At 72.9% G+C, this 24,213-nt stretch carries 19 protein-coding genes; 9 read left to right on the forward strand and 10 right to left on the reverse strand.

Translation table 11 applies throughout. The features are described from left to right. Window positions 1–32: 32 nt before the first annotated feature. A complete protein-coding gene (locus ABZ479_RS03665) occupies window positions 33–638 on the reverse strand; it encodes a DUF6228 family protein (protein ID WP_500459654.1) in 606 nt (201 codons plus the stop codon). A gap of 99 nt (window positions 639–737) precedes the next feature. After that, window positions 738–2,099 carry a glutamine synthetase family protein gene (gene glnA2, locus ABZ479_RS03670; protein WP_499598257.1) on the reverse strand — a complete coding sequence of 454 codons (1,362 nt, stop codon included), beginning with the start codon at window positions 2,097–2,099 and terminating at the stop codon, window positions 738–740. Between the two features lie 270 nt (window positions 2,100–2,369). Here glnA2 and ABZ479_RS03675 point away from each other — a divergent pair, with 270 nt between their 5' ends. Beyond that, a complete protein-coding gene (locus ABZ479_RS03675) occupies window positions 2,370–4,127 on the forward strand; it encodes an NAD+ synthase (RefSeq protein ID WP_500459655.1) in 1,758 nt (585 codons plus the stop codon). Window positions 4,128–4,849: 722 nt separating this feature from the next. Here ABZ479_RS03675 and ABZ479_RS03680 read toward each other — a convergent pair. The 4 genes from ABZ479_RS03680 to ABZ479_RS03695 form a co-directional block, all read right to left on the reverse strand. Next, window positions 4,850–6,079: an MFS transporter gene (locus ABZ479_RS03680; RefSeq protein WP_499598260.1), complete on the reverse strand. Its 1,230-nt coding sequence runs from the start codon at window positions 6,077–6,079 to the stop codon at window positions 4,850–4,852. A 94-nt stretch (window positions 6,080–6,173) separates the two neighbouring features. Further along, entirely contained in the window at window positions 6,174–7,094 is a 921-nt protein-coding gene (locus tag ABZ479_RS03685) for an endonuclease/exonuclease/phosphatase family protein (RefSeq protein ID WP_499599310.1), read from the reverse strand. A 268-nt stretch (window positions 7,095–7,362) separates the two neighbouring features. Next, window positions 7,363–8,007 (reverse strand): TetR/AcrR family transcriptional regulator, encoded by a 645-nt coding sequence (locus tag ABZ479_RS03690; protein WP_500459656.1) that lies wholly within the window; start codon window positions 8,005–8,007, stop codon window positions 7,363–7,365. After that, a complete protein-coding gene (locus ABZ479_RS03695) occupies window positions 8,004–9,608 on the reverse strand; it encodes a DHA2 family efflux MFS transporter permease subunit (RefSeq protein WP_500459657.1) in 1,605 nt (534 codons plus the stop codon). Before ABZ479_RS03695 ends, ABZ479_RS03690 begins: the two co-directional genes overlap by 4 nt. 169 nt (window positions 9,609–9,777) lie before the next feature. On the opposite strand from ABZ479_RS03695, the gene panB reads away from it, so the two are divergent. The 7 genes from panB to ABZ479_RS03730 all read left to right on the forward strand — a co-directional run bounded on the left by panB (window position 9,778) and on the right by ABZ479_RS03730 (window position 15,811). Beyond that, window positions 9,778–10,668, forward strand: coding sequence for a 3-methyl-2-oxobutanoate hydroxymethyltransferase (gene panB / locus ABZ479_RS03700; RefSeq protein ID WP_500459658.1), 891 nt, complete (start codon window positions 9,778–9,780; stop codon window positions 10,666–10,668). Between the two features lie 200 nt (window positions 10,669–10,868). Further along, a complete protein-coding gene (locus tag ABZ479_RS03705; protein WP_500459659.1) occupies window positions 10,869–11,414 on the forward strand; it encodes a hypothetical protein in 546 nt (181 codons plus the stop codon). Then, on the forward strand, window positions 11,414–12,007 hold the full coding sequence (locus ABZ479_RS03710; protein WP_384290942.1) for a sigma-70 family RNA polymerase sigma factor: 594 nt from the start codon (window positions 11,414–11,416) through the stop codon (window positions 12,005–12,007). The genes ABZ479_RS03705 and ABZ479_RS03710 overlap by 1 nt, the downstream gene beginning before the upstream one ends. Further along, window positions 12,004–12,714 carry an anti-sigma factor family protein gene (locus ABZ479_RS03715; RefSeq protein WP_499598271.1) on the forward strand — a complete coding sequence of 237 codons (711 nt, stop codon included), beginning with the start codon at window positions 12,004–12,006 and terminating at the stop codon, window positions 12,712–12,714. The genes ABZ479_RS03710 and ABZ479_RS03715 overlap by 4 nt, the downstream gene beginning before the upstream one ends. Window positions 12,715–12,949: 235 nt before the next feature. Continuing rightward, complete coding sequence (locus tag ABZ479_RS03720; RefSeq protein ID WP_499598274.1) at window positions 12,950–13,930, forward strand: ATP-binding cassette domain-containing protein; 981 nt, start codon at window positions 12,950–12,952, stop codon at window positions 13,928–13,930. Then, a complete protein-coding gene (locus ABZ479_RS03725) occupies window positions 13,927–14,748 on the forward strand; it encodes an ABC transporter permease (protein WP_499598277.1) in 822 nt (273 codons plus the stop codon). The genes ABZ479_RS03720 and ABZ479_RS03725 overlap by 4 nt, the downstream gene beginning before the upstream one ends. A gap of 10 nt (window positions 14,749–14,758) precedes the next feature. Further along, window positions 14,759–15,811, forward strand: coding sequence for a PHP domain-containing protein (locus ABZ479_RS03730; protein WP_500459660.1), 1,053 nt, complete (start codon window positions 14,759–14,761; stop codon window positions 15,809–15,811). Here the strand turns inward: ABZ479_RS03730 and ABZ479_RS03735 are convergent. The 3 genes from ABZ479_RS03735 to ligD all read right to left on the reverse strand — a co-directional run bounded on the left by ABZ479_RS03735 (window position 15,802) and on the right by ligD (window position 19,278). Then, the gene (locus ABZ479_RS03735) at window positions 15,802–17,364 is read right to left on the reverse strand and encodes a M48 family metallopeptidase (protein ID WP_500459661.1); all 1,563 of its coding nucleotides are present in this window, start codon (window positions 17,362–17,364) and stop codon (window positions 15,802–15,804) included. The genes ABZ479_RS03730 and ABZ479_RS03735 overlap by 10 nt on opposite strands. Before the next feature lie 128 nt (window positions 17,365–17,492). Then, window positions 17,493–18,365 (reverse strand): ATP-dependent DNA ligase, encoded by an 873-nt coding sequence (locus ABZ479_RS03740; protein ID WP_500459662.1) that lies wholly within the window; start codon window positions 18,363–18,365, stop codon window positions 17,493–17,495. 13 nt (window positions 18,366–18,378) lie between these two features. Then, window positions 18,379–19,278, reverse strand: coding sequence for a non-homologous end-joining DNA ligase (gene ligD, locus ABZ479_RS03745; RefSeq protein ID WP_500459663.1), 900 nt, complete (start codon window positions 19,276–19,278; stop codon window positions 18,379–18,381). A gap of 41 nt (window positions 19,279–19,319) precedes the next feature. Between ligD and ku the strand changes: the two genes are divergently transcribed. Beyond that, a complete protein-coding gene (gene ku / locus ABZ479_RS03750) occupies window positions 19,320–20,219 on the forward strand; it encodes a non-homologous end joining protein Ku (RefSeq protein WP_500459665.1) in 900 nt (299 codons plus the stop codon). 14 nt (window positions 20,220–20,233) lie between these two features. On the opposite strand, the gene ABZ479_RS03755 is transcribed toward ku, so the two are convergent. Beyond that, complete coding sequence (locus tag ABZ479_RS03755) at window positions 20,234–23,569, reverse strand: ATP-binding protein (protein WP_500459666.1); 3,336 nt, start codon at window positions 23,567–23,569, stop codon at window positions 20,234–20,236. Window positions 23,570–24,213: the final 644 nt, after the last annotated feature.

Here is a 24,213-nt window from a genome sequence, read left to right on the forward strand (position 1 = left end):
GGTGTGGTCACGTGGCTTTCAGCGGGCTTCCGTCACTGGATGACCCTCTCGATGCGAACTACGGGCACGACGGTCGCTGAGGTCTGCTGGGCCGGCCGGCCAGTCATTGAGGGTCGATGTCGTTCGACTGCAGTCGTGCCGGTTGCTGTACTTCGCTGCTGTACAGCACCGTTCACCGTAGCTGCTCGCCCCTGTGGATACGGTCGCGGCTCGGATTGCAGGAAGAGGCTCATCTCTGCGGCGAGGTTCCGCATGTCCTCTCCAGGGGCATGGTCGGTAGTCGTTTCGAAGTGCCACTCCTCCGATGGAGGGCGGCCGTGCATGCCCCAGGTCAGACGTACGGAATGCCCGGCATGTCTCGCAGAGAGCGTCAGGTCACGTTCCAGCGATCGCCAGGTTCGGACACCCTTCCACCCGCGGAAGTCTTCCGCCAGCTCGGCCAGGAAGGCGTCAAGGCCGTCGCCGTCCAGCGTTCGGACCGAAACCTCTACGCTCACCCACCGGCCGCGCGCTGTCACCAGGAAGTCCAGCACCGGGTCATCCACCACGTCCGGGAAGGGACGTTCCGGCTTGTGGAAACGCAGCTCAATCTCGCCGCCGACGCGGACATCCCGACTCTCGTCGTCTTCGTCAAGCATGGGCGCAGCCTATTTGCCGCGCGGAAGGGGTTAAGCAGCGGGCGGATCGCGCTGCCGGCCCGGATCGCATCGTCCTCGGGGAACCCCTCCGACCTGCGGCTAGAGGTTCGGGAGGTTCTTGCGGAGCTCGAACGCCGTGACCTCGCTCCGGTACTCCTCCCACTCCTGCTTCTTGTTGCGCAGGAAGAAGTCGAAGACGTGCTCCCCCAGCGTCTCGGCGACCAGCTCGCTGCGCTCCATGAGGGTGATGGCCTCGCCCAGGTTCTGCGGCAGGGGCTGGATGCCGAGGGCGCGGCGCTCGCCGTCGGAGAGGGCCCAGACGTCGTCGTCGGCGCCGGGCGGGAGCTCGTAGCCCTCCTCGATGCCCTTCAGGCCCGCGGCCAGGAGGACGGCGTAGGCGAGGTAGGGGTTGGCGCCGGAGTCGAGGGAGCGGACCTCGACCCGGGTGGAGCCGGTCTTGCCGGGCTTGTACATCGGGACGCGGATGAGCGCGGACCGGTTGTTGTGGCCCCAGCAGATGTAGGAGGGGGCCTCGCCGCCGGCGCCCGCGGTGCGGTTGGCGCCGCCCCAGATGCGCTTGTACGAGTTGACCCACTGGTTGGTGACCGCGGAGATCTCGTCGGCGTGCCGGAGCAGGCCCGCGATGAAGGAGCGGCCGACCTTGGACAGCTGGTACTCGGCGCCGGACTCGTGGAAGGCGTTGCGGTCGCCCTCGAAGAGGGAGAGGTGCGTGTGCATGCCGGAGCCGGGGTGCTGGCTGAAGGGCTTGGGCATGAACGTGGCGTTCACACCCTGCTCCAGCGCGACCTGCTTCATGACCAGCCGGAAGGTCATGACGTTGTCGGCGGTGGACAGCGCGTCCGCGTACCGCAGGTCGATCTCCTGCTGGCCGGGGGCGCCCTCGTGGTGGGAGAACTCCACCGAGATGCCCATCGACTCCAGCATCGTGATCGCCTGGCGCCGGAAGTCCTGGCCCACGTTCTGCGGGGTGTGGTCGAAGTAGCCGGAGTTGTCGGCGGGCACCGGCACGGTGCCGTCCAGCGGCAGGTTCTTCAGCAGGAAGAACTCGATCTCCGGGTGCGTGTAGAAGGTGAACCCGAGGTCGGAGGCCTTGGCCAGGGACCGCTTGAGGACGAAGCGGGGGTCGGCGTACGACGGCGAACCGTCCGGCATGAGGATGTCGCAGAACATCCGGGCGGTCCCGGGGGCCTCGGCGCGCCACGGCAGGATCTGGAAGGTGCCGGGGTCGGGCTTGGCGATCATGTCCGACTCGTACACCCGGGCGAAGCCCTCGATCGCGGACCCGTCGAAGCCGATGCCCTCGTCGAAGGCCTGCTCCAGTTCGGCCGGCGCCACGGCGACCGACTTGAGGTAACCCAGCACGTCGGTGAACCACAGCCGCACGAATCGGATGTCGCGCTCCTCGAGGGTGCGGAGCACGAACTCCTGCTGCTTATCCATAGCTATCCAACCTCACAGGTCATGGGGCCTGTTGTCCGTGCCGACTCGAACGAGGGCCGGACCAGTATCGCGCGACGGGGTTACCGGCCTGTTTCGGCGGCCGCCGGGACCGCCGGACACCCCTCGTCACCATTGTGATGCACCCTTGCGATCTTGACACAGGGGGACGACCCCGGAAAGGCCCGTCCGCCACGGCGTACGGGGCCGAGTGCGCGACTCCACAGGCGCCGCCCACGACATCGCGTCGATTTGACGATTACACTGGGCCGCGTGCCTCAACTTCGCCTCGCCCTGAATCAGATCGACTCCACCGTCGGCGACCTCGCCGGGAACGCGGAGTCGGTAGTGCGCTGGACCCGGCACGCGGCCGAACAGGGAGCCCACCTCGTGGCCTTCCCGGAGATGGCGCTGACCGGGTACCCCGTGGAGGACCTCGCGCTGCGCTCCTCCTTCGTCGAAGCCAGCCGTGCCGCCCTGGAGGCCCTCGCCGAGCGCCTGGCGGCCGAGGGCTTCGGGGAGCTGCCGGTGGTCGTCGGCTACCTCGACCGCAGCGAGAAGGCCCAGCCCCGCTACGGCCAGCCCGCCGGCTCGCCGCGCAACGCCGCCGCCGTGCTGCACGGCGGGAAGGTCGTCCTCAAGTTCGCCAAGCACCACCTGCCGAACTACGGCGTCTTCGACGAGTTCCGCTACTTCGTGCCCGGCGACACCCTCCCGGTGATCCGCGTGCACGGGGTCGACGTCGCCCTCGCCATCTGCGAGGACCTGTGGCAGGACGGCGGCCGCGTGCCCGCCGCCCGCACCGCCGGCGCCGGGCTGCTGCTGTCCGTCAACGCCTCCCCGTACGAGGTCGCCAAGGACGACACCCGCCTCGACCTGGTGCGCAAGCGCGCCCAGGAGGCCGGCTGCACCCTCGCCTACCTGGCCATGATCGGCGGTCAGGACGAGCTCGTCTTCGACGGCGACTCGATCGTCGTCTCCGAGGACGGCGAGGTGATCGCCCGGGCCCCGCAGTTCGAGGAGGGCTGTGTCCTGGTCGACCTGGACCTGCCCGCCGCCGACACCGCCAAGGTGCCGGGCGGCATCGCCGACGACGGCCTGGAGATCGAGCACGTCACCCTCTCCGCCGAGCCGCTCCCGGCGTACGAGCCCGAGGTCCGCGGCGGCGAGGCCCCGCGGCTCGGCGACGACGAGGAGGTCTACACCGCGCTGGTCGTGGGCCTGCGGGCGTACGTCGCCAAGAACGGCTTCCGCTCCGTGCTGATCGGCCTCTCCGGCGGCATCGACTCCGCGCTCGTCGCGGCCATCGCCTGCGACGCGGTCGGCGCGGCCAACGTGTACGGCGTCTCCATGCCGTCGCGGTACTCCTCCGACCACTCCAAGGACGACGCCGCCGAGCTGGCCCGGCGCACCGGGCTGAACTACCGCACCGTCCCGATCGGGCCGATGTTCGACGCCTACATGGCGTCCCTGGGGCTGACCGGGCTGGCGGAGGAGAACCTCCAGTCCCGCCTGCGGGGCACGACGCTCATGGCCATCTCCAACCAGGAGGGGCACATCGTCCTGGCCCCGGGCAACAAGAGCGAGCTGGCGGTCGGCTACTCCACGCTGTACGGCGACTCGGTCGGCGCGTACGGGCCGATCAAGGACGTCTACAAGACGACCGTCTTCCGCCTCGCGCGCTGGCGCAACCAGGCCGCGGCGGAGCGCGGCCAGACCCCGCCGATCCCCGAGAACTCCATCGCCAAGCCGCCGAGCGCGGAGCTGCGGCCCGGCCAGGTCGACACGGACTCCCTGCCGGACTACGACGTCCTGGACCAGGTGCTGGCGATGTACGTCGACCAGGACAAGGGACGCGACGCGATCGTGGCCGCCGGGTTCGACGGGGAGCTGGTGGCGAAGGTGCTGCGGATGGTGGACACCGCGGAGTACAAGCGGAGGCAGTACCCGCCGGGGACGAAGATCTCGGCGAAGGGGTTCGGCAAGGACCGCAGGCTGCCCATCACGAACCGCTGGCGCGAACACGTGTGACGCTGCGCTGACGGTCCGGGGCCGGTGGTTGCGGCCGGGTTGTCCACGCCTACGGCCGGGCGCCTCGATGGTCTGAGGCGCCCGGCCCGGGGCGATGGCGCCCGTGGGCGGGTGCGGGTTCGTCTCGCGCCCTGCGGGCGCACAGCAGCGGGCTGCGGGTGGGAGGGTGCGGGCCGCCCTTGTCGGCAGTCTGCGGCCCGGCGGGCGGCTGGGGTTCAGGCGCCGGAGCGGGGCCGGTTGTTCGTCCGGCTCGGGTCTCGTTGCCGTCCGCGGGTATAGATGGCCGGTGACCACGCCCACTCATGGTGGTGGGCGCGCCCGCCGTAACCGGCGTCTGCGGGTGCTTCCCCGATCCGACGCTGAAAGCGAGCCCGATCTCCGTCCACGCGAAGATCGGGCTCTGTTTCGACGTCCATACCGTCGAAAGCGGGCCCGATCTCCCGCCGACCGTCCGACAGCACCCCGAATCACTCGCAGACGCAGGTTACGGCGGGCGCGCCACCCACCGGCAGTAGGCGTGGAAGCGGCCATCTATACCCGCGGACGGCAACGAGACCGACACCGCCGGAAAGGCAACCCGCTCCGGCGCCTGAACCCCAGGCACCCACGACCCGCACACTGCGAACAGGGCCGGGCCCCCACCCTCCCCTCCGCAGCCGGCGCTGTGCGCCCGCAGGGCGCGAGACGGCGCGGCAGCCGGCGACGGCGCACCGGCGGCGCCGTCAGCCCACCCGCTCCGCGGACCGCACCACCGCGTCGGACGCCACGACGACCCGGGACGAGGACGACCCGGCAGCCGGAACCCTGGCCGCACGCCGCTCCCACAGCCCCGCGACGGCCGCGATGCCCAGTCCCACGACCGCCAGCCCCGCACCCGCCACCGCGGGGGCCGCGTAGCCGAGGCCGCGCGCGAGCACGACCCCGCCGAGCCAGGCGCCTCCCGCGTTGGCCAGGTTGAACGCGGCCTGGTTCGCGGCGGAGGCCAGCGCGGGAGCGTGCCGGGCCTTGTCCATGACGAGCATCATCATGGGCGACCCCGTCGCGAAGGCCGCGATGCCGAGCAGGACGACCGAGAGCGCCGCGCTCCACCGGGCGTGCGCGGTGACCGTGAACAGCAGCAGGACGACCGTGAGGGCGCCGAGCCCGCCGAGGAGGGAGGGCCGCAGGGCGCGGTCGGCGAGGCGGCCGCCGAGCAGGTTGCCGATGGTCGCGCCGACGCCGAAGAGGGCGAGGACGAGCGTGACGCTGCTCTCCCCGAACCCGGCGACCTCCGTGAGCATGGGCGTGACGTAGCTGTAGACCGCGAAGACCGCGGCGAAGCCGAAGATCGTGGTGCCGAGCGCCAGCCAGACCTGGCCGCTGCGGAAGGCCGAGAGTTCCCTGCGCAGGCCGCCGCCCGGGGCGAGGGGGATGCGGGGGACGAGCAGGGCGATGCCGGCGATGGCGGCGAGGCCGATGACGCCGACGGTGAGGAAGGTGGCGCGCCACCCGAGGTGCTGGCCGAGGAGGGTGGCGGCCGGCACGCCCACGATGTTCGCGACGGTGAGCCCGGCGATCATCAGGGAGACGGCGCGGGCCTTGCGCGCGGGGTCGACCATGCTCGCGGCGACGACGGCGCCGACACCGAAGAAGGCGCCGTGCGGGAGCCCGGAGAGCACCCGTCCGGCGAGCAGCCAGCCGAAGCCGGGGGCGAGGGCGGAGAGCGTGTTGCCGACGGTGAAGAGGGCCATGAGGGAGAGGAGCAGGGCCTTGCGCGGCATGCGTGTGGTGACCGCGGCGAGGAGGGGGGCACCTATGACGACGCCGAGGGCGTAGCCGGAGACGAGGTAACCGGCGGTCGGGATGGAGGTGTGCAGGTCGTCCGCGACGTCGGGCAGCAGGCCCATCATCACGAACTCCGTCGTACCGATGCCGAATGCGCTGATCGCCAGTGCGAGCAGGGCGAGAGGCATGACAGGCCTTTCCGGGGCAGGGTCGGGAGCAGTTATAAGTTTAACTGCGGAACAAAGTCTGCCCGGCCCGTTCTTCCCGTGGGCGAAGAACTCGTTACGGGAGTGCTACCTTCGCCGCCACCGGCCGGTGGTCGCTGCCCGTGGCGGGCAGCACCCAGGAGTCGGTCGGCTCCGCTCCCCGGACGAGGATCTGGTCGATGCGGGCGGTGGGGAAGCCGGCCGGCCAGCTGAAGCCGAAGCCGTCGCCCGCGGCACCCTGCGTGGAGCGCATCTGGGAGGTGATGTTGGCGAGCGCGCGGTCGTTCATCGTCCCGTTGAGGTCGCCCATGAGGATCACGTCGGGCATCTTCTCGTCCGCGACGGCCTCACCGAGCGCGTCGGCGCTGCGGTCGCGCTCGCCGGCGGTGAAGCCCGCGTTGAACTTGACCCGTACCGAGGGCAGATGGGCGACGTAGACCGCGACCTTCCCGTGCGGTGTGGCGGCGGTGGCGCGCAGGGCGCGGGTCCAGCCGAGCCGGATGTCCACCGGCCGCACCTGGCTGAGCGGGAACCTGCTCCACAGGCCGACGGTGCCCAGCCTGGCGTGGTACGGGTAGCGGGCCTTCAGCCCCGACTCGTAGACGGAGGCCTTCCCGGCGGGGATCTCCTCCAGCGCCACGAGGTCGGCCCCGGAGCCGACCAGGGCCTGGGCGGTGCGGGCGGGGTCGGCGTTGTCGGCGTTGACGTTGTGCGTCACCACGGTGAGGTCACCGCCGCCGGTGTGCTTGTCCGTGAGGAGCCCGCCGAAGAAGTGCAGCCACACCACGACCGGCAGCAGGACGGCGATCAGCGCGGTCGCCGAGCGCCGCAGCAGGCCCACCACCAGCAGCACCGGCAGGACGAGCCCGAGCCACGGCAGGAAGGTCTCCAGCAGGCTGCCCAGGTTGCCGACCCGGTTGGGCACAGCGCCGTGAAAGGCCATCACCACCGTGACGGCGACGGCCAGTACGGCCGTGACGATCCCCCGCCGCCACATGCCGTCGCCGAACGCCCAGTACCGCCGGAAGCGTCCGAAACGTCCGTTCGCACCCGAACCCTGCGGCTCGTCGCCGCTGTCGGTGGTCACGTCCGCGTCGTACGCCTGTGCCATGGGGGGAGTCCTCACTGTCTTGCCAGGTGCTCTGTCGACCATAGGGGATCGACGCCCGGAGGACAGGGCTCACCGGGCGACAGGTTCCCCACCGCCCGGCGAAAAGGACGTGCTGTGACAGAACCAGGACATTCCCCCTTGCTCCCGTGCCTGTTCAGCGCGTTGCGCGGACGCCCTGCAACACCGAGTCGACGATCAGCTCGGACAGCCCCTCCGGCAGCGTGGCGTCGGGACGCAGCATCGAACGGGACAGCATGGGGCCGATGAAGAGGTCGCCGAGGAGCTCCAGGTCGACGTCGTCGCGGAGTTCGCCGGTGCGGACGCCGCGCTGCAGGACGTCGCGGACCTGTGCGCGGCGGGCCACGATGACGGTGTCGTGGTAGGCGGCCCACAGCTCCGGCTCGGTCTGGGCCTGGGCGATGACGTTGCGCAGCAGGGCGGAGGAGCGCTTGACCAAGGCCCTGCGCCGTATGAACTCCACGCAGGTCACCAGGTCGTCGCGGACCGAGCGGCCGGCCAGCCGCGGGGTCTGCTCGTCGACGGACTTCATGACGTCGAGCATCAGCGCGTTCTTGCCCGCCCAGCGCCGGTAGACCGTGGCCTTGCCGACGCCGGCGGCGCGTGCGATGCGCTCCATCGACAGTTCACCGATGGTGGCGCCCTCCTCCAGCAGGCTGAGGACGGCCTCGATGATCGCGGTGTCGGCGGCGGCGTTGCGCGGACGGCCGCGTGGGACACGCAGTGCGGGGCCGGCGGCCGCCCCTGCGTCCGGTCCCGTCGCCGCGCGGGTGCCGGTCACCGCTCCGCCCCCACCGGGCTGGCCTCGCGTTCCTCGCCGCCCGCGGGGCGGGCCCCGGGGGTCCGGCCGGGCAGGAAGACCAGGACGACGAGCATGCCGAGCAGCGCGACACCGCTGGCGACGTAGGCGGTGACGTGCATGGCGTCGAGGAAGGCGTCCGTGGCGGGGGCGATCAGCGCCTTGCCCGCGGGGCCCATGCCCTCGGCCACGGCGCGCGTGGCCTCGATGGACTCGCCGGCCTGGTGCTGGACCCCGGCGGGGAGGCCCGCGAGGTGGTCGGAGATGCCGTCACGGTAGACCGTCGACATCAGCGAGCCCAGGACCGCAACGCCGAGCGCGCCGCCGACCTGCCGGAAGGTGTTGTTGACGGCGGAGCCGGAGCCGGCCTTCTCGCGCGGCAGGGAGGACATGATGGCGACGGTCGCGGGCGGCATCACGTGGGCCATGGCCGTGCCCATGAGGAAGAACAGCACCTCCAGCTGCCAGATCGGGGAGTCGGCGTCGAGCAGCTGGAAGCCGAGGAAGCTGAGCGCTATCAGCCCGAGCCCGGCGGCGCAGGTGGTGCGGGCGCCGACGCGGTCGACGACCAGCCGGGCGCGGGGGGCGAAGACCAGCTGGGCGATGGCGAGCGGGAGCAGCAGCAGGCCGGACTCCAGGGCGGTGTAGCCGCGCACGCTCTGGGTGTAGAAGACCATGAAGAAGGTCACGCCCATGAGCGCGAAGAAGACCAGGCCGATCGCGGAGACCGAGGCGGAGAAGGTCGGGTTGCGGAAGTAGGAGACGTCGAACGCGGGGTGGCTGCTGCGGGCCTCGTGCCAGACGAAGGCGCCGAGCACGACGATGCCGCCGATGATGGTCGTCAGCGCGGTGGGGGCGGTGAAGTCGGCGAGCTGGCCTCCCTTGATGATGCCGTACACGAGCAGCACCAGGCCGACGATGGAGAGCAGCACGCCGACGGGGTCGAGCCGGCCCGGCCGCGGGTCGCGGGAGTCCGGGACGAGGAGCACCATCGCGACCAGGGCGACGGCGATGATCGGCACGTTCACCAGGAAGACCGAGCCCCACCAGAAGTGGTCGAGGAGCAGTCCGCCGGTGACCGGGCCGATGGCTATCGCGAGGCCCACCGCGCCGGTCCAGATGCCGATCGCCTTGGGCTGCTCCTCGCGCTCGAAGACGTTGATGATGATGGCTAGCGTGGCGGGCATCACGAAGGCGCCGCCGAAGCCCATGACCGCGCGGAAGGTGATGAGTTCGCCCGAGGAGCCGGCGAAGGCGGAGAGCACCGACCCGACGCCGAAGACGGCCATGCCGAAGAGCAGCACCTTCTTGCGGCCGAGGCGGTCGCCGAGCAGGCCCGCGGTGAACAGCAGGCCGGCGAAGACCAGCGTGTAGGAGTTGATCGCCCATTCCAGCTCGCTCTGGGTGGCGCCCAGGCCGGTCGGTGCGGGCTCGGCGATGGTCTTCATCGCGACGTTGAGGATCGAGTTGTCCAGGACCACCACGAGGAGGCTGAACAGCAGGACGGCCAGGATTCCCCAGCGGCGGCGGTGTACGGCCTCGGGAACGGTGGGGCTCGGCGGCTGCGCGGTGTCGGCGGGCATGTCGCCAACGTAGCCCCGAATTCCGATACGGGACCGTTTCGTATTGTAAAACCTCGGCAAAAGGGGAGTGGCGGACGTCCCCTTTTGCGCGGGCGACGGAGCGTGTCAGCATGGAAGCGGTCCGGGGACGCCGTCAGGGCGCCTCGAGATGACACAAGGAGCAGTTGCAATGACGCATGCCGTTCCGGCTGCCCAGACGCCCGCCCCGTCCGCTCCCTCCGCTCCCGACAGCAGCAAGGCGCTGTACGGCGGCAAGGGGACACGGCGGATCACCGTCCGTGACATCGCCGCCGCCAAGGAGCGCGGCGAGAAGTGGCCCATGCTCACCGCCTACGACGCCATGACCGCCTCCGTCTTCGACGAGTCCGGCATCCCCGTGCTGCTGGTCGGGGACTCGATGGGCAACTGTCACCTCGGCTACGAGAGCACCGTCCCGGTCACCCTGGACGAGATGACGATGCTGTCCGCCGCCGTCGTGCGCGGCACCAAGCGCGCGATGGTCATCGGCGACCTGCCGTTCGGCTCCTACCAGGAGGGCCCGACGCAGGCGCTGCGCAGCGCGACCCGGCTGGTCAAGGAGGCCGGGGTGGGCGCCGTGAAGCTGGAGGGCGGGGAGCGCTCCGCCCAGCAGATCGAGCTGCTCGTCCAGGCCGGCATCCCCGTGATGGCCCACATCGGCCTCACCCCGCAGTCGGTCAACGCCTTCGGCGGCTACCCCGTCCAGGGCCGCGGCGAGGAGGCCGCGCAGCAGCTGCTGCGCGACGCCAAGGCGGTGCAGAACGCCGGCGCCTTCGCCGTCGTGCTGGAGCTGGTCCCCGCCGAGCTGGCCGCGGAGGTCACCCGCATCCTGCACATCCCGACGGTCGGCATCGGCGCGGGCGTGGAGTGCGACGCCCAGGTGCTGGTCTGGACGGACTTCGCCGGGATGACCGGCGGCCGGGTGCCGCGCTTCGTCAAGCAGTACGCGGCGCTGCGCGAGACCCTCGGCGGCGCGGCGAAGGCCTTCGCCGAGGACGTCGTGGGCGGCGCCTACCCGGCCCCGGAGCACAGCTTCCACTGACCTCCCCACGACCTGTCGCGGCGCCACGCGCGACCTCCCCCAGGCGGTGCGACCCACCGCCGGCTTCCGCCCCGGGAACCCCCTCCCCGGGGCGGAAGTTTTTTCTGGGGACGTTGAGCACACCGGCCGCCGCCCCCGTATGAGTTGGCAACCGCCCACCAGGGGCGGAGCACCGACGACACAGTGCCGGGGGCCGTGGCATGAACGTTCCGAAGTTGCGCCGATCAGTGGGGGCGGGGGCATTCGCCTCGGCCGCACTGATCGTCGCCACCGCCTGCAACGCGGGCGTCGACGCCGCCAGTCCCCCGGTGGGCGCGATCCAGGCCTCGCAGCCGGCACCGGCCCCCGGCCTCCTGACCGTCGACAACGCCCAGCTCGGCAAGCTGGTCACCGACGAGAAGGGCTGGGTGCTGTACCGCTTCGAGAAGGACAAGCCCAACCCGCCGACGTCCAACTGCGCCGACGAGTGCGCGGCCCGGTGGCAGCCGGCCGCCGCGGTCTCGGACACCCAGGTGCAGGGCGTCGACCAGAACCTGGTCGGCAGCGTCAAGCGCCCGGACGGCACCCTGCAGCTCACGCTCAACGGAATGCCGCTCTACCACTTCACCGGCGACGAGAACCCCGGCGACACCAAGGGCCAGGGCGCCGACAGCTCCTGGTACGCGGCGACCCCGGACGGCGCGAAGGCGGGAACGACCGCGCAGCCGAAGAGCGCCTCCTCCGAGAACGGGTCAGACCAGTACTGATGGGACAGCAGGCATTGAGAGGACTCGACCCCCGTCGATCAGTAGGGCAGGATGCGCTCGTGGCCGACCATCGCTCTGGTGGGGTCCCCGAAGAGGACCTCATGCGAGCGCTCTACCGCGAACACGCGGGCGCGCTCTTCGCATACGTCCTTCGGCTGGTCGGTGGTGACCGCTACCTGGCCGAGGACGTCGTGCAGGAGACCCTCCTGCGCGCGTGGAAGAGCGCGTCCCGCCTCGACCCCGGGGCCCGTTCCCTGCGGCCGTGGTTGGTGACGGTCGCACGGCGGATCGTGATCGACGGCCACCGCAGCCGTCAGGCACGGCCCCCGGAGGCCTCCCCGGCCGCCCTCGACCAGCTCCCGGCCGAGGACGAACTCGAACGCTCCCTGAGGCTGATGACGATCTCCGACGCACTGGAAGATCTCACCGAGGCCCACCGCCAGGTGCTGATCGAAACGTACTTCAAGGGCCGGACGGTCAACGAGGCCGCGGCGGCGCTGGGGGTACCGCCCGGCACCGTGCGCTCCCGCGTCTTCTACGCCCTCCGCTCCCTGAAAATCGCTCTTGAGGAAAGGGGTGTGACCACCTCGTGACGGTCTACGGTTACGGCTCCGGGGCAGGTACCCCCCACGACCCGCACGTCGACGTCGGGGCCTACGTCCTCGGCGTGCTCGACGACGCCGACATGGCGCGCTTCGAGGAGCACCTCGCCGTCTGCCACCAGTGCGGGCAGCAGCTCGACGAGTTGAGCGGCCTCGTGCCGGTGCTCGCCGAACTCGCCCCGGCCGGTGCGGGCGCGCCCCTCCCGCCCAGCGGCGACAAGGTGCTCGGACGCCTCCTCGGCAAGGTGTCCGACGAGCGCAAGACCCGCGCCCGGCGCAGGATGTTCGCGCTCGCGGCCTCGGTGGCGCTGATCGTGGCGGCCCCGACCGCCGCGGTGCTGGCCTCCGGCGGCTCGGACGACGTGCAGGCCAGGGTGTACGCCGAGCAGTTCAAGGGCACCGACAACTCCACCGGCGTCAAGGCGACGGTCGGGGTCAACGAGAAGAAGTGGGGCAGCGAGGTCGGCCTCACCCTCGCCGGGGTCCAGGGCCCGCTGACCTGCCGGCTGGTCGTCGTCGGGAAGGACGGCTCCCAGCAGACGGTCGGCACTTGGAGCGTCCCGACGGCCGGCTACGGCACCTCCGACCAGCCCAACCCGCTCACGCTGGACGGGTCGGCGGGCATGCAGCCGGACGACATCTCCCGCTTCGACGTCGTCACGTCCCAGGGCCAGCGACTGGTGTCGGTCACCACGTAGGCCCTTGCGGGCCCGATGCCGAAGGGGGGACGCGCGATGCGCGTCCCCCCTCGGCTTTCCCCGGCGGAACGCGGTGCGGCGGGCCGGCGTCAGGCGCCGCACCCGGCCGGGCGGCGGCCCCCGCGGGGCCGGAACGGCCCGGTTCCGCGCGGCGCCAGCCCGTGTCGGGGGCGTGTCGGTGGGGCTGTCAGCGATATGTCGGCGCCGTGTCGGTGGGGCGCGCGACCGTGGCGGCATGACACAACGAGATGCCAAGAGCGCGGACGCCGCCGTCAGGGTGCGGGGGCTCGTGAAGCGCTACGGGGAGACGAAGGCCCTCGACGGGGTGGACCTGGACGTGCGGCAGGGGACCGTACTCGGTGTGCTGGGGCCGAACGGCGCCGGCAAGACGACGCTGGTGCGGATCCTGTCCACGCTGATCCGGCCGGACGCCGGCACGGCCACGGTGGCCGGTTACGACGTGGTCGAGCAGCCCCGGCAGCTGCGCCGGGTGATCGGGCTGACCGGGCAGTACGCCTCGGTCGACGAGTCGCTGTCCGGCCGCGAGAACCTCTACATGATCGGCCGGCTGCTGGACCTGTCCCGGCGCGACGCCCGCGGCAGGGCGGACGAGCTGCTGGAGCGGTTCTCGCTGACGGACGCCGCCCGCAAGCCCGCCAAGGAGTACTCCGGCGGCATGCGCCGCCGCCTGGACCTGGCGGCGTCGATGATCGGACGCCCGGCGGTGCTGTACCTGGACGAGCCGACCACCGGCCTGGACCCCCGCACCCGCAACGAGGTGTGGGACGAGGTGCAGAACATGGTCGCGGACGGCACGACCGTGCTGCTGACCACGCAGTACATGGAGGAGGCCGAGAAGCTCGCGCACGAGCTGACGGTCATCGACCGCGGCCGGGTGATCGCCGGGGGCCGGGTCGAGGAGCTGAAGGCGAAGGTCGGCGGCCGGACGCTGCAGGTGCGGCCGGTGGACCCGGGCGTGCTGGACGCGATGGCGGCGGCGCTCGGCGCGGGCGCGCGGGCCGTGGCGGACCACGCGGGCGGCGTGCTCAACGTGCCGATCCTCAGCGACGAGCAGCTGACCGACGTCGTGGCCGCGCTCGGCGCGCACGGCTTCGCCATCGCCGGCATCGACACCCACCTGCCCAGCCTGGACGAGGTGTTCCTGGCCGTCACGCACGGCAGCGGCACCCGGGACCGAGAGGAGCTCGCGGCATGACCGCCGTCACCGTCCCCGCGGGGAACGCCAAGGCCGTGACCGCCGATCCGCGGATCGGGCTGCGCGCCAACCTGCGCCACATCGGCGCCCTCGTGCGGCGCAACGTCCTGCAGATCCGGCAGGACCCGGAGTCGATGTTCGACGCGCTGCTGATGCCCATCGTCTTCACGCTGCTGTTCGTGTACGTCTTCGGCGGCGCGCTCGAGGGCAGCCAGGAGAAGTACGTCAACTACATGGTGCCCGGCCTGATGGCCATGATGGGCATGAACATCGCCATGGCCGTCGGCACGGGCGTCAACTCGGACTTCAAGACCGGGGTGATGGACCGCTTCCGGACGATGCCGATCGCCCGCTCCTCCGTGCTGATCGCGAAGATCGTCGTCGAGATCGGCCGTGCGCTGGTCGCCACGGTGATCCTGCTGATCATGGGCTTCATCCTCGGGCTGCACGTGGACAACGGGGTGTTCGGGCTGCTGGGCGCGGTGGTGCTGTCGCTGGCCTTCGGTGCCTCGCTGATGTGGGTGTTCATCCTCCTGGGTCTGGTCGCCCGGACCCCCCAGTCCGTCCAGGGGCTCGCCATGATCGTCGTCCTGCCGCTGCAGTTCGGGAGCTCGATCTTCGCCAAGCCGACCACCATGCCGGGCTGGCTGGAGGCCTTCACCCGCTACAACCCGCTGTCCAACCTCGCCGACGCCTCCCGCAACCTGATCAACGGCGGTGCCGTCGCGCACTCGGCGATGATGACGGTGATGTGGGCCGTGGGCATCACGGTGATCAGCGCGCCGCTGGCGGTGGCGAGGTTCCGCAACAAGACCTGATCCTGGAGGCATGGACCCCGTCAAGGCGCTGGACCGGATCGCGTTCCTGCTGGAGCGGGACGGCGCCCCGACGTACCGGGTCCGTGCCTTCCGGGGTGCCTCGGCCGGGGTCGCCGCGCTGCCGCCGGAGGAGCTCGGGCGGCGCGCGGACCGGCCGGGCGGGCTGGAGGAGCTCAAGGGGCTCGGTCCGAAGACCGCCGCCGTCGTCCGGGAGGCGCTGGCGGGCCGGCGGCCCGCGTACCTCACCCGGCTGGAGGAGGGCACCACGGACACGCTCCGGCGGCCCGCCGGCGACGCGGGCGGCCGGATGCGGGCCGCGCTGCGCGGCGACTGCCATCTGCACTCCGACTGGTCCGACGGGGGCAGCCCCATCGAGACGATGGCCCGCACCGCGTGGGAGCTGGGGCACGAGTGGGCGGCGCTCACCGACCACTCCCCCCGGCTGACCGTCGCCCGCGGGCTGACCGCCGAGCGGCTGCGGGCCCAGCTGGAGGTGGTGGCCGAGGTCGGGACCCGCCTCCCCGCCCCCTTCCGGCTGCTGACCGGCATCGAGTGCGACATCCTCGCCGACGGCGCCCTCGACCAGAACGCGGAGCTGCTGGACCGGCTGGACGTGGTCGTCGCCTCCGTCCACTCCAAACTGCGCATGGGCCGGGACGAGATGACCCGGCGCATGGTCTCGGCGATCAGCAATCCGCTGGTGGACGTGCTGGGCCACTGCACGGGGCGGCTGGTGTCCGGGAAGCTGCGCCCGGAGTCGGAGTTCGACGCGGACCTGGTCTTCGCCGCCTGCGAGCGCTTCGGGGTGGCCGTGGAGATCAACAGCCGCCCGGACCGCCTCGACCCGCCGCGCCGGCTGCTGCGCAAGGCCGTGGAGGCCGGGGTGCTCTTCAGCATCGACAGCGACGCCCACGCCCCGGGCCAGCTGGACTGGCAGATCTTCGGCTGCGCCCGCGCCGAGGAGTGCGGCGTCCCCCCGGAGCGGGTGGTCAACACCTGGGACGCGGACACCCTGCTGCGCTGGACCCGCACCCGCGAGGTGCCCGCGGCGGCTCAGGCCTGAGCCGTCGCCCGGTCGGCGGGCAGCCCGAGGATGTCGCGCAGACCCGTGGTGTCGGGTCCGGCCCCCTCCCCGGGGGCCACGGCGGCGTCCACGGCCCGGTCGAGCGCGGCGTGGACGCCCTCGTCGAACTCCAGGTGCCTGCCGCGTTCCCAGTCCAGTTCCCAGCGGGCCCGGCCGTCCTGGACCAGGGCCGTCAGCGCCAGGGAGTACAGCCCGTCCGCGGCATCGGCCCGGGCGCGCGCCCGCAGGGAGTCGTCGAGCAGCATGTGGCCCCCGTGGCCGGGGCGCGGCATGCAGTCGACGACCTCCGCCCAGCGTCCGGCGTCGATCGCGTCCAGCAGCATCGCGAGGTCCGCGGGCCTGCGCAGGACGGCACGGGCGGCCCGGAGCACCGGTGTCGTCTCGGTGCCGAGTTCCGCGGCCCCGGCCGCGGCGGCCAGTTCCCGCCACGGCAGTTGCCGCATCTCGGCGGCACCGGGGAGCGCCAGCACGGTGCGGGCGCCGGTCGCCGCGAGGTCCCGTACGAGGCCGGTCGCCGCGGGTGAGGGCCCGGGCGCCGCCGTTCCGGCGGGTGTTCCGTCGGCGTCCGCGGGCAGCGCCTCGATCGCCGCGACCCGTTCGCGCATCGGGGGGTGGGAGTCGTAGGGCGAGGTCTTCTCCCGGGGCGGGTCGGCGATCAGTCCCCGCTCCTCCTCCCGCCAGGTGGCGCTGTCCAGGAACGCCCCGAAGCCGGAGTGCACCTCCTGCGCCGGGGGGAGCAGACCGAGCGCGGTGCCGATGCCGGCGTACTCCCGGAGGTAGCGGGTGTGCGCGGCGTCGAGCAGCGGGATGCGGCGCAGGGCGGCGGCGGTGGTGTCCCGTCCGGCGATCCGTGCGGCGGCGCGGTCCGCGGCGAGTTCGCCGAGGCGGGCCTGGGCCTGCGTCGTCCGCAGGCAGAAGCGGGCGTAGCCGGCGAACATCGAACCCATGGCGTGGCCGATGCCGTTGCCGTCCTCCGAGTAGCGCTCCAGGACCCGCATCAGGCCGGCGCGGTTGCGGGCGGCCAGCCCCGCCAGGAGGGTGTCGCGCCGGGCGAAGTGGCCGAGTTCGTGGGCGATGACCGCGTCGACCTGACGTTCCGTCAGGCCAGTGAGGTACGGGACGCCCAGCACCATCCGCCGGGGCCCGGGAACCAGACCGAGTACCCAGGAACTCTGCCAGACGGCCGCCACGGGCTCCGCCACGAGCCAGAGTTCGACGGGGGCCGCGGTCCCCATGGCCTCGGCGACCCGCAGCACCCGCGCCCACAGCTCCGGTTGCTCCCGCGCACTCACCCGGATCCCGTCGGGCCGGTGGCGGTTGACGCCGCGCACGGAGGCGACCAGGCCCGACACCAGCGGTGAGGCGAAGGCGACGCTGATGCCGAGGAACAGGAACGTCACGTAGCCCTGCCGCAGCGCGACGTCGGTGAGGACGACGTCGGCGGCCACGATCGCGGCGAGCAGGCCGGCCGTCATGACGTAGAAGCCGAGCAGCAGGACGAGCAGCCGGGCGGCCTGGAGGTACGCGCGCATGCCGGAAGGGGTCTCCTCGGAACCGGGGGGTCGCACGCGACCGACCGGTCGGCGACGCGCCATCGTATTCCGGTGCCCTCCGCTGCTCAACGGCCTTTCGGGGGCGGGGCGGTGAACGTCTCGCCGGGTCAGTCGTCGGGGCGCAGGCGGAGCACCGTGGTGAGGGCGTGGCGGCCCTCGCCCTGGAGGATCTCGACGGGGAGCGGGGCGGGCAGCGGGTGGTAGGGGGTGCCGTCGTCGAGGGTCGCGGCGGGCGGGACCGGCGGGGCGAGGAGCGCGGCGAGCCGGCCGCGGAGGGAGGCGTCGAGGGGCGCGGAGGCGTAGGGGCCGTCGCCGAGGTCGAGGACGAGGGCGCGGGGGGCACGGGGGGTGCCCGTGAAACCGATGGCCTCGGCGTCCTGCGGGACGGCGTGCCGCAGCTTGAGCCAGTCGCGGCGGTCGGGGCGGTAGCGCTGGCCGAGGCCCTTGACGACCAGGCCCTCGATGCCGGCCGGGGCGAGCGAGGCGTACCAGTCGACGGCCTCGTCGCGGTCGGTCGTCATGGGTACGGCCTGCAGCGGCGGCCCGAGGGGCGCCAGCAGGGCGACGAGGGCGGCGCGGCGCTCGTGGTACGGCCGGCCGCGCAGGTCGGTGCCACCGGCGGCGAGCAGGTCGAAGGCCGCGTAGTTGGCGGGGAGGACGGGGCCGCGGGGGGAGCCGCGCAGGGCACGGCGCTGCAGGGCGCCGAAGTCGACCCGGCCGTCCCGCCAGATGACGACCTCGCCGTCGAGGACGGTGCCGTCCGGCAGCGCCGCGGCGGCCTCGGCGATCTCGGGGAAGGTGGCGGTCACGAGCCGGCCCGAGCGGGTCTGCAGGCGCACGGGACCGGTGAGGACGACCATCCGGTGGCCGTCGAACTTGGGCTCGTAGGCGCACCCGCCGGGGAGGGCGTCGGCCGCGGGGACGGTGTCGACGCGGCGGGCCAGGGCGACGCGGACCGGGAGCGGGAGGGGGTCGCTCACCGGGGGGCGCCCGTCACGGCAGGGTGCCGCGTCCGGCGGCGTCGTCCAGGGCGGCGAGCAGGTCGCCGTGGTCGGCGACGCGCCGCAGGACCTCCTCGGGGGTGAAGGCGAGGTCCTCCACCGTCCGGCAGGAGGCGACCTCGTCCCAGGTGAGGGGGGCGGCGACGCCGGGCCGGTCGCGCAGCCGCAGGGTGTAGGGGCAGGCGGTGGTCTTCGCGGAGGCGTTCTGGGACCAGTCGATGAAGACCTTCCCGGCGCGCAGGCTGCGGGTCATGGAGAACACGACGAGGCCGGGGTGCTCGTCGCGCATGCGGGCGGCGAGCGCCTTGGCGTAGCCGGTGGCGGCGGCCTCGGTGGTGGGCCGCAGCGGCGCGTAGAGGTGCAGCCCCTTGCTGCCGGAGGTGACGGGGAGGGCGGTGAGCCCGTCGTCCTCCATCATCTGCCGCAGGCGTTCGGCGACCCGGCAGCACAGGACGAGGTCGGCGCCCTCGCCGGGGTCGAGGTCGAGGACGAGCCGGTCGTGGGCGTCGCGGCCGCCCGCCGTGGTCCACTGCGGGACGTGGAGCTCCCAGCCGCCGAGGTTGGCCATGGCGACCAGGGCCGGGACGGAGTCGACGACGACGTGCGGCTCGTCGGCCTCCCCGGCGGTGGTCACCCAGTCGGGCGTGCCGGCGGGCGGGCGTTTGGCGAACCAGCGCTGGGCGTGCGGGCCCTCGGGGGCCCGCACGAAGGAGGCGAGGCGCCCGGCGGCATGCGGCACCAGCACCGGGGCGATGCTCGCGTAGTACTGCAGCAGCTGCGCCTTGGTGTGACCGGTGACCGGGAAGACGACCTTGTCCAGGTGGGTGAGGACGACGCGGCGGCCGTCCACCTCGACCGTCTGCCGGTCGGGCGAGGCTGACGGGGCGGGCATAGTCTGGAAAGTCCCCGGAAAGGGACGAAAGTATGCGATCCATGTGGAAAGGTGCGATCGGCTTCGGGCTGGTCTCCATTCCCGTCAAGCTCTACGCGGCCACCGAGGAGCACGGCGTCTCCCTGCACCAGGTGCACGCCGAGGACGGCGGCCGCATCCGCATGAAGCGGTTCTGCGAGAAGGAGGGCAAGGAGGTCCCCTACGCGGAGATCGCCAAGGGGTACGAGGACGAGACCGGCCGCACGGTGGTGCTCACCGACGAGGACCTGGCCGCCCTGCCCCTGCCCAGCAAGAAGCTGATCGACGTGCTCGCCTTCGTCGACGCCGACGAGATCGACCCGCTGTCCCTGTCCCGGGCCTACTACGTCGGCGCCGAGACCGCCGCGGCCAAGCCGTACGTCCTGCTCCGCGAGGCCCTGAGCAGCAGCGGCAAGGCCGCCGTCACCAAGATCGCGCTGCGCACCCGCGAGTCGCTGGCGCTGCTGCGCGTCCACGAGGACGTGCTGGTCCTGCACACCATGTACTGGCCGGACGAGGTCCGCGCCGCGGAGGGTCTGGCGCCGCCGGAGAAGGTCACCGTGCGGCCGCAGGAGCTGAAGATGGCGCAGAGCCTGATGGAGACCCTTTCCGAGGACTTCGACCTGGAGTCGATGCACGACGAGTACCAGCACGCGCTGGACGAACTGGTCGCCGCCCGGCTGGAGGGCGAGCCCGTCCCCGAGATGGCCGAGGTCACCAGCGCCCCCGACAACGTGGTGGACCTGATGGCGGCGCTCCAGGCCAGCATCGACGCCCGCGGCGGGGAGAAGGCCGGCGCGAAGAAGACCGCCGCCGGCAAGGCCCCGGCGAAGAAGACCGCCGCCAAGAAGGCCCCCGCGAAGAAGACCACGGCGAAGAAGACCACGGCGAAGAAGGCGGCGCCCCGCAAGAAGGCCGGCTGAGGCGGCCGGAGGGGTCAGACGGGCGCGCGCAGCAACTCGACCGCCTCGGCGAAGACGAGCCCCTCGCCCTCGCGGTAGGCCGCCGCGAAGCCCTCCTCGCCCAGGTACCCGCGCAGCCGCACCGCGTCCTCGTCCAGGCTCACCCGCTCCCACGGGGTGCAGGCGGTCTGCCGCAGGGCGTCGTGGGCGCCCAGCACCACCGCGGCGCGCCGCGCCGGACCGTGGACGTCCTCGCCGTCGCGCAGACCGGCGATGCCGGTGAAGAGCGCGACGCCCGGCGGGAACAGGAGCACCCCCAGGCGCGGCCCGATGACGGGACTGAGCGGGTGCCCCTCCATGTAGGCGACGGACTCGGCGAGATGGGGCAGCCCGCCGTACGGGTCGCCGGCCATGCCGGTGAGCCAGCCGCGGACGGCGGCGAGGAGCCCGACGATGAACGAGGGCATCCCGCGCGGCGGGGCGGCCTGCAGGACGTCGAGCAGCGCGAAGGCCTCGTCCAGTTCACCGCGCCGCGAGAGCAGGGCGATCAGCAGCACCTTGCCGTAGTAGCCCGCGTCGTCGCCCACCGGCCGGAAGGCCTCGGCCTCCGCCACCCCCTCGCGGATCAGCCGCTCCCCCTGCTCGAGGTCGCCGGCGTTGGCGAGGGCGTCCCCGAGCCGGACCTTCATGATCGGCACGTGCTGGTACGCGCCGAGCTTGCGGGCGAGTTCGATGGCCTCGCGGCAGCTCTCCGCCGCGCGGGCCCAGTCGCCGGCGTTGGAGCTCGCCTCGGCCTCCGCCGCCAGCGCCTCGGCCATGCCCCAGTCGTCGCCGACCCTGCCGAACAGCTCCCGGGCCTCGCGGATGTCGTCCATGGAGGCCTCCAGCCGGCCCTCCACGTCGTTCATCACCTTGGCGCGGAACTGCAGCGCGAACGCCAGCTCCCACACCCGGCCGTGCAGCCGGCAGCTCGCCACCGCGTCGTCCATGAGCTCGGGCATGCGGTCGAAGCGCCCGGTCAGCATGGCGCCGAGCACACGGAACAGCCCGGGCCGGAGGCTGGACTGCGGCAGTTCCGGCGGGTAGGCCTCGATGATCGCCTCGCCCAGCCCGACCAGCCGCGGGTCGTTCCACACGTCGTGCTCGCCCATGAACGCGGACACCTCGGCGGTACGCACCCAGCGCCGCGCCTCGGTGAGCTGCAGCGGGGTCATCGGCAGCGGGTCCTCCAGCGGCGAGCGGTCCAGCGGCGGCAGCCGCAGCGGCTCGGCGAAGGCGTCCACCGGGCTCATCGCGGCCACCACGGTGGGCCAGTACCCCATCTCGCTGCGGTAGTTGCGCATCTCCCAGAACCAGCCGCAGGCCAGCACGAGGCAGAGCGCCTCCTGCTCGTCCCCGGTGTCCACCGCCCGGCGGATGGCGGCCCGCAGGTTCTCGTGCTCGCGCTCCAGCCGGTCCAGACAGCGCAGTTGGCCCGGGCCGCGCAGCTCGGGATCGGCGGTACGGACGTACTCGCGGAAGTACGCGGTGTGGCGGCGCCCCACGGCGTCGCGCTCACCGGCCTCCGCGAGGCGTTCGGCCGCGTACTCGCCGATGGTCTCCAGCATGCGGTAGCGGGCGGCGTCCTCGGCGAGGTCGACGACGACCAGCGACTTGTCGACGAGCGAGGCCAGGACGGAGGCGACGTCCCGGGCGTCCACGACGCCGCCGTCCTCACCGCACACCGCCTCGGCGGCGGCCAGGTCCCAGCCGCCGGCGAACACCGCGAAGCGGCGCAGCACGACCCGTTCGGCCTCGCTGAGCAGGCCCCAGCTCCAGTCCACCACCGCGCGCAGCGTCTGCTGGCGGGGCAGCACGGTGCGGCTGCCCGCGGTGAGGATGCGGAAGCGGTCGTCGAGCCGGTCCGCGAGCTGACGGGGCGTCATCATCCGTAGCCGGGCCGCGGCCAGCTCGATGGCGAGCGGCAGCCCGTCGAGCCGGCGGCACAACTCGGCGCAGGCCTCCGGGTCCTCGTCCGGCGTGAAGCCGGGGCGGGCCGCCGCACCCCGGTCGGCCAGCAGCCGCAGGGCGGGGGTCCGCGGCAGCGGGTCCAGCGGCCGGATCAGCTCCCCCGGGACACCCAGCGGCTCACGGCTCGTGGCCAGCACCGCCACGCCCGGGCACTGCGCGAGCAGCCGCTCCGCGAGCTCGGCGGCGGCGCCGATCACGTGCTCGCAGTTGTCCAGCACCAGCAGCATCCGTCGCTCCGCGCAGTACTCGGTGAGCTGCAGCAGCGGGTCCTTGGCCGCGGCCCCCTTCGCCTCCGCCGACAGCGCCGCCTCGGTCGCCGAAGCGGGGTGCAGCAGCGTCTCGCGCAGGCCCAGCGCGTTCACCACGGCGACGGCCACGGTGCGGGGGTCCTCGACGGGGGCCAGTTCGGCGAACCACACGCCGTCCGGCCAGTCCCCCGCGACCAGGTCCCCGGCCTCCTGCGACAGCCGGGTCTTCCCGGTCCCGCCGGGGCCGGTGACGGTGACCAGCCGGGCGGCCGACAGGTCCGCCGCGATCGCGGACAGGTCGGCCTCCCGGCCCACGAAGCTGGTCAGGCGGGCCCGCGCGTTGCCGAGACGCGGTGCGGTCGTGGGGGGTGGGGCGGGGGTGTGTGCGGGGGCGGAAGGATTCAGCAGCTCGGCGTGGAGGGCGCGCAACTCCGGGCCGGGATCGGTGCCCAGCGTCTCGGCGAGCTCGCGCCGCACCTCCTCGTACGCCACCAGCGCGTCGGCACCCCGGCCCGCCTCGCGCAGCACGCGCAGGCGCAGCACCTGCACGGCCTCGTTCAGCGGATGGGCCACCGCCAGCTCCACGGCCTCCGGCAGCACCTGCTCGGCGCGGCCGAGCCCCACCTCGGCGGTGATCCGCAACCGCCGGGCGTCCAGCCGCAACGCGTCGTAGCGGGGCGCGACGGCCACCCGGTCCGGCAGGTCGGCCAGCACCGGACCGCGCCACAGCGCCAGCGCGGAGTCCAGGGCCTCGGCCGCCTTGGCGGCGTCGCCGTCGGCGAGCGCCCGGCCGCCGTCCTCGACGAGCCGCTCGAAGCGGTACAGGTCCACGGCGTCCGGCGTGGCGACCAGGCGGTAGCCGCCGTCCGCCGAGCCGACCGCCTCGTGCCCCACCGCCCGGCGCAACCGGGCCACCAGCGCCTGCAGCGCGCCCGTGGCGTCGGCGGGCGGCTCGTCCTCCCACACCTCGCCGATCAGCGCCTCGCTGGTGCGCACCCGGCCGGGGCGCAGCGCCAGCGCGGCGAGCAGCGCCCTCAGGCGCGTGCCGGACAGCGGCACGGCGGTGCCGTCTTCGCGGTGGGCCTGGGTCGTCCCGAGGATGCCGTAACGCACGCCCCCATTCTGTCCGAGGGCGGCTGCGCCGTGCCGCCCGGTCCGTTGTGTGCGGCCCGGTTGTTGTGTAGGGCCCGGTTGTTGTGTGCGGGTGCGCTGTGGTTTCTGTTGGGGGTTCCCCCACCCTCCCTCCCGATTGCCCGGCGCGATTGGTCACCGCCTCGCGCGGTTCGTCGTGGGGTCGGCGCCGCGCCGGCGCACGTCCTCAACGCTCGCGGTTTACGTCCACATCCTTGGGCACCGCGTTCGCCGCTCGTCGTTTCCGGGCGCACCCCGACACACCCCCTCCGAGAGGGTGGGGCGACCAACGGCCGGTGGGGGTGCGAAGGCGGTCCGGGTCACCCCCGTTGCCTGACTAACCGCGCCCCAACACGTGGAAGGGGGGCAGGGTGCTCGCACTAACCGAAGGCTGGGGCAGACGGGCGGCAGACCCGGTGCCGAACGATGCGGGCCTGAACCGCGGGCCGCAGGGTCAGCGAGCGGTTCAGGGCAACCCCGAACTGCCCTCACACCCCCCCACCGGCCGTCCTGCGCCCACACCCGCCAGAGGGGGCGCGTCGGGGTGCTCCCCCTCGCCGAAGGCCGGGACAGACGAGCGGGCGGACCCGGTACCGAATGATGCGGGCTGGACCCCTGGGGCTGCG

It is taken from the genome of Streptomyces sp. NPDC005722 (genome assembly GCF_040630935.1).
Classification (GTDB): Bacteria; Actinomycetota; Actinomycetes; order Streptomycetales; family Streptomycetaceae; genus Actinacidiphila.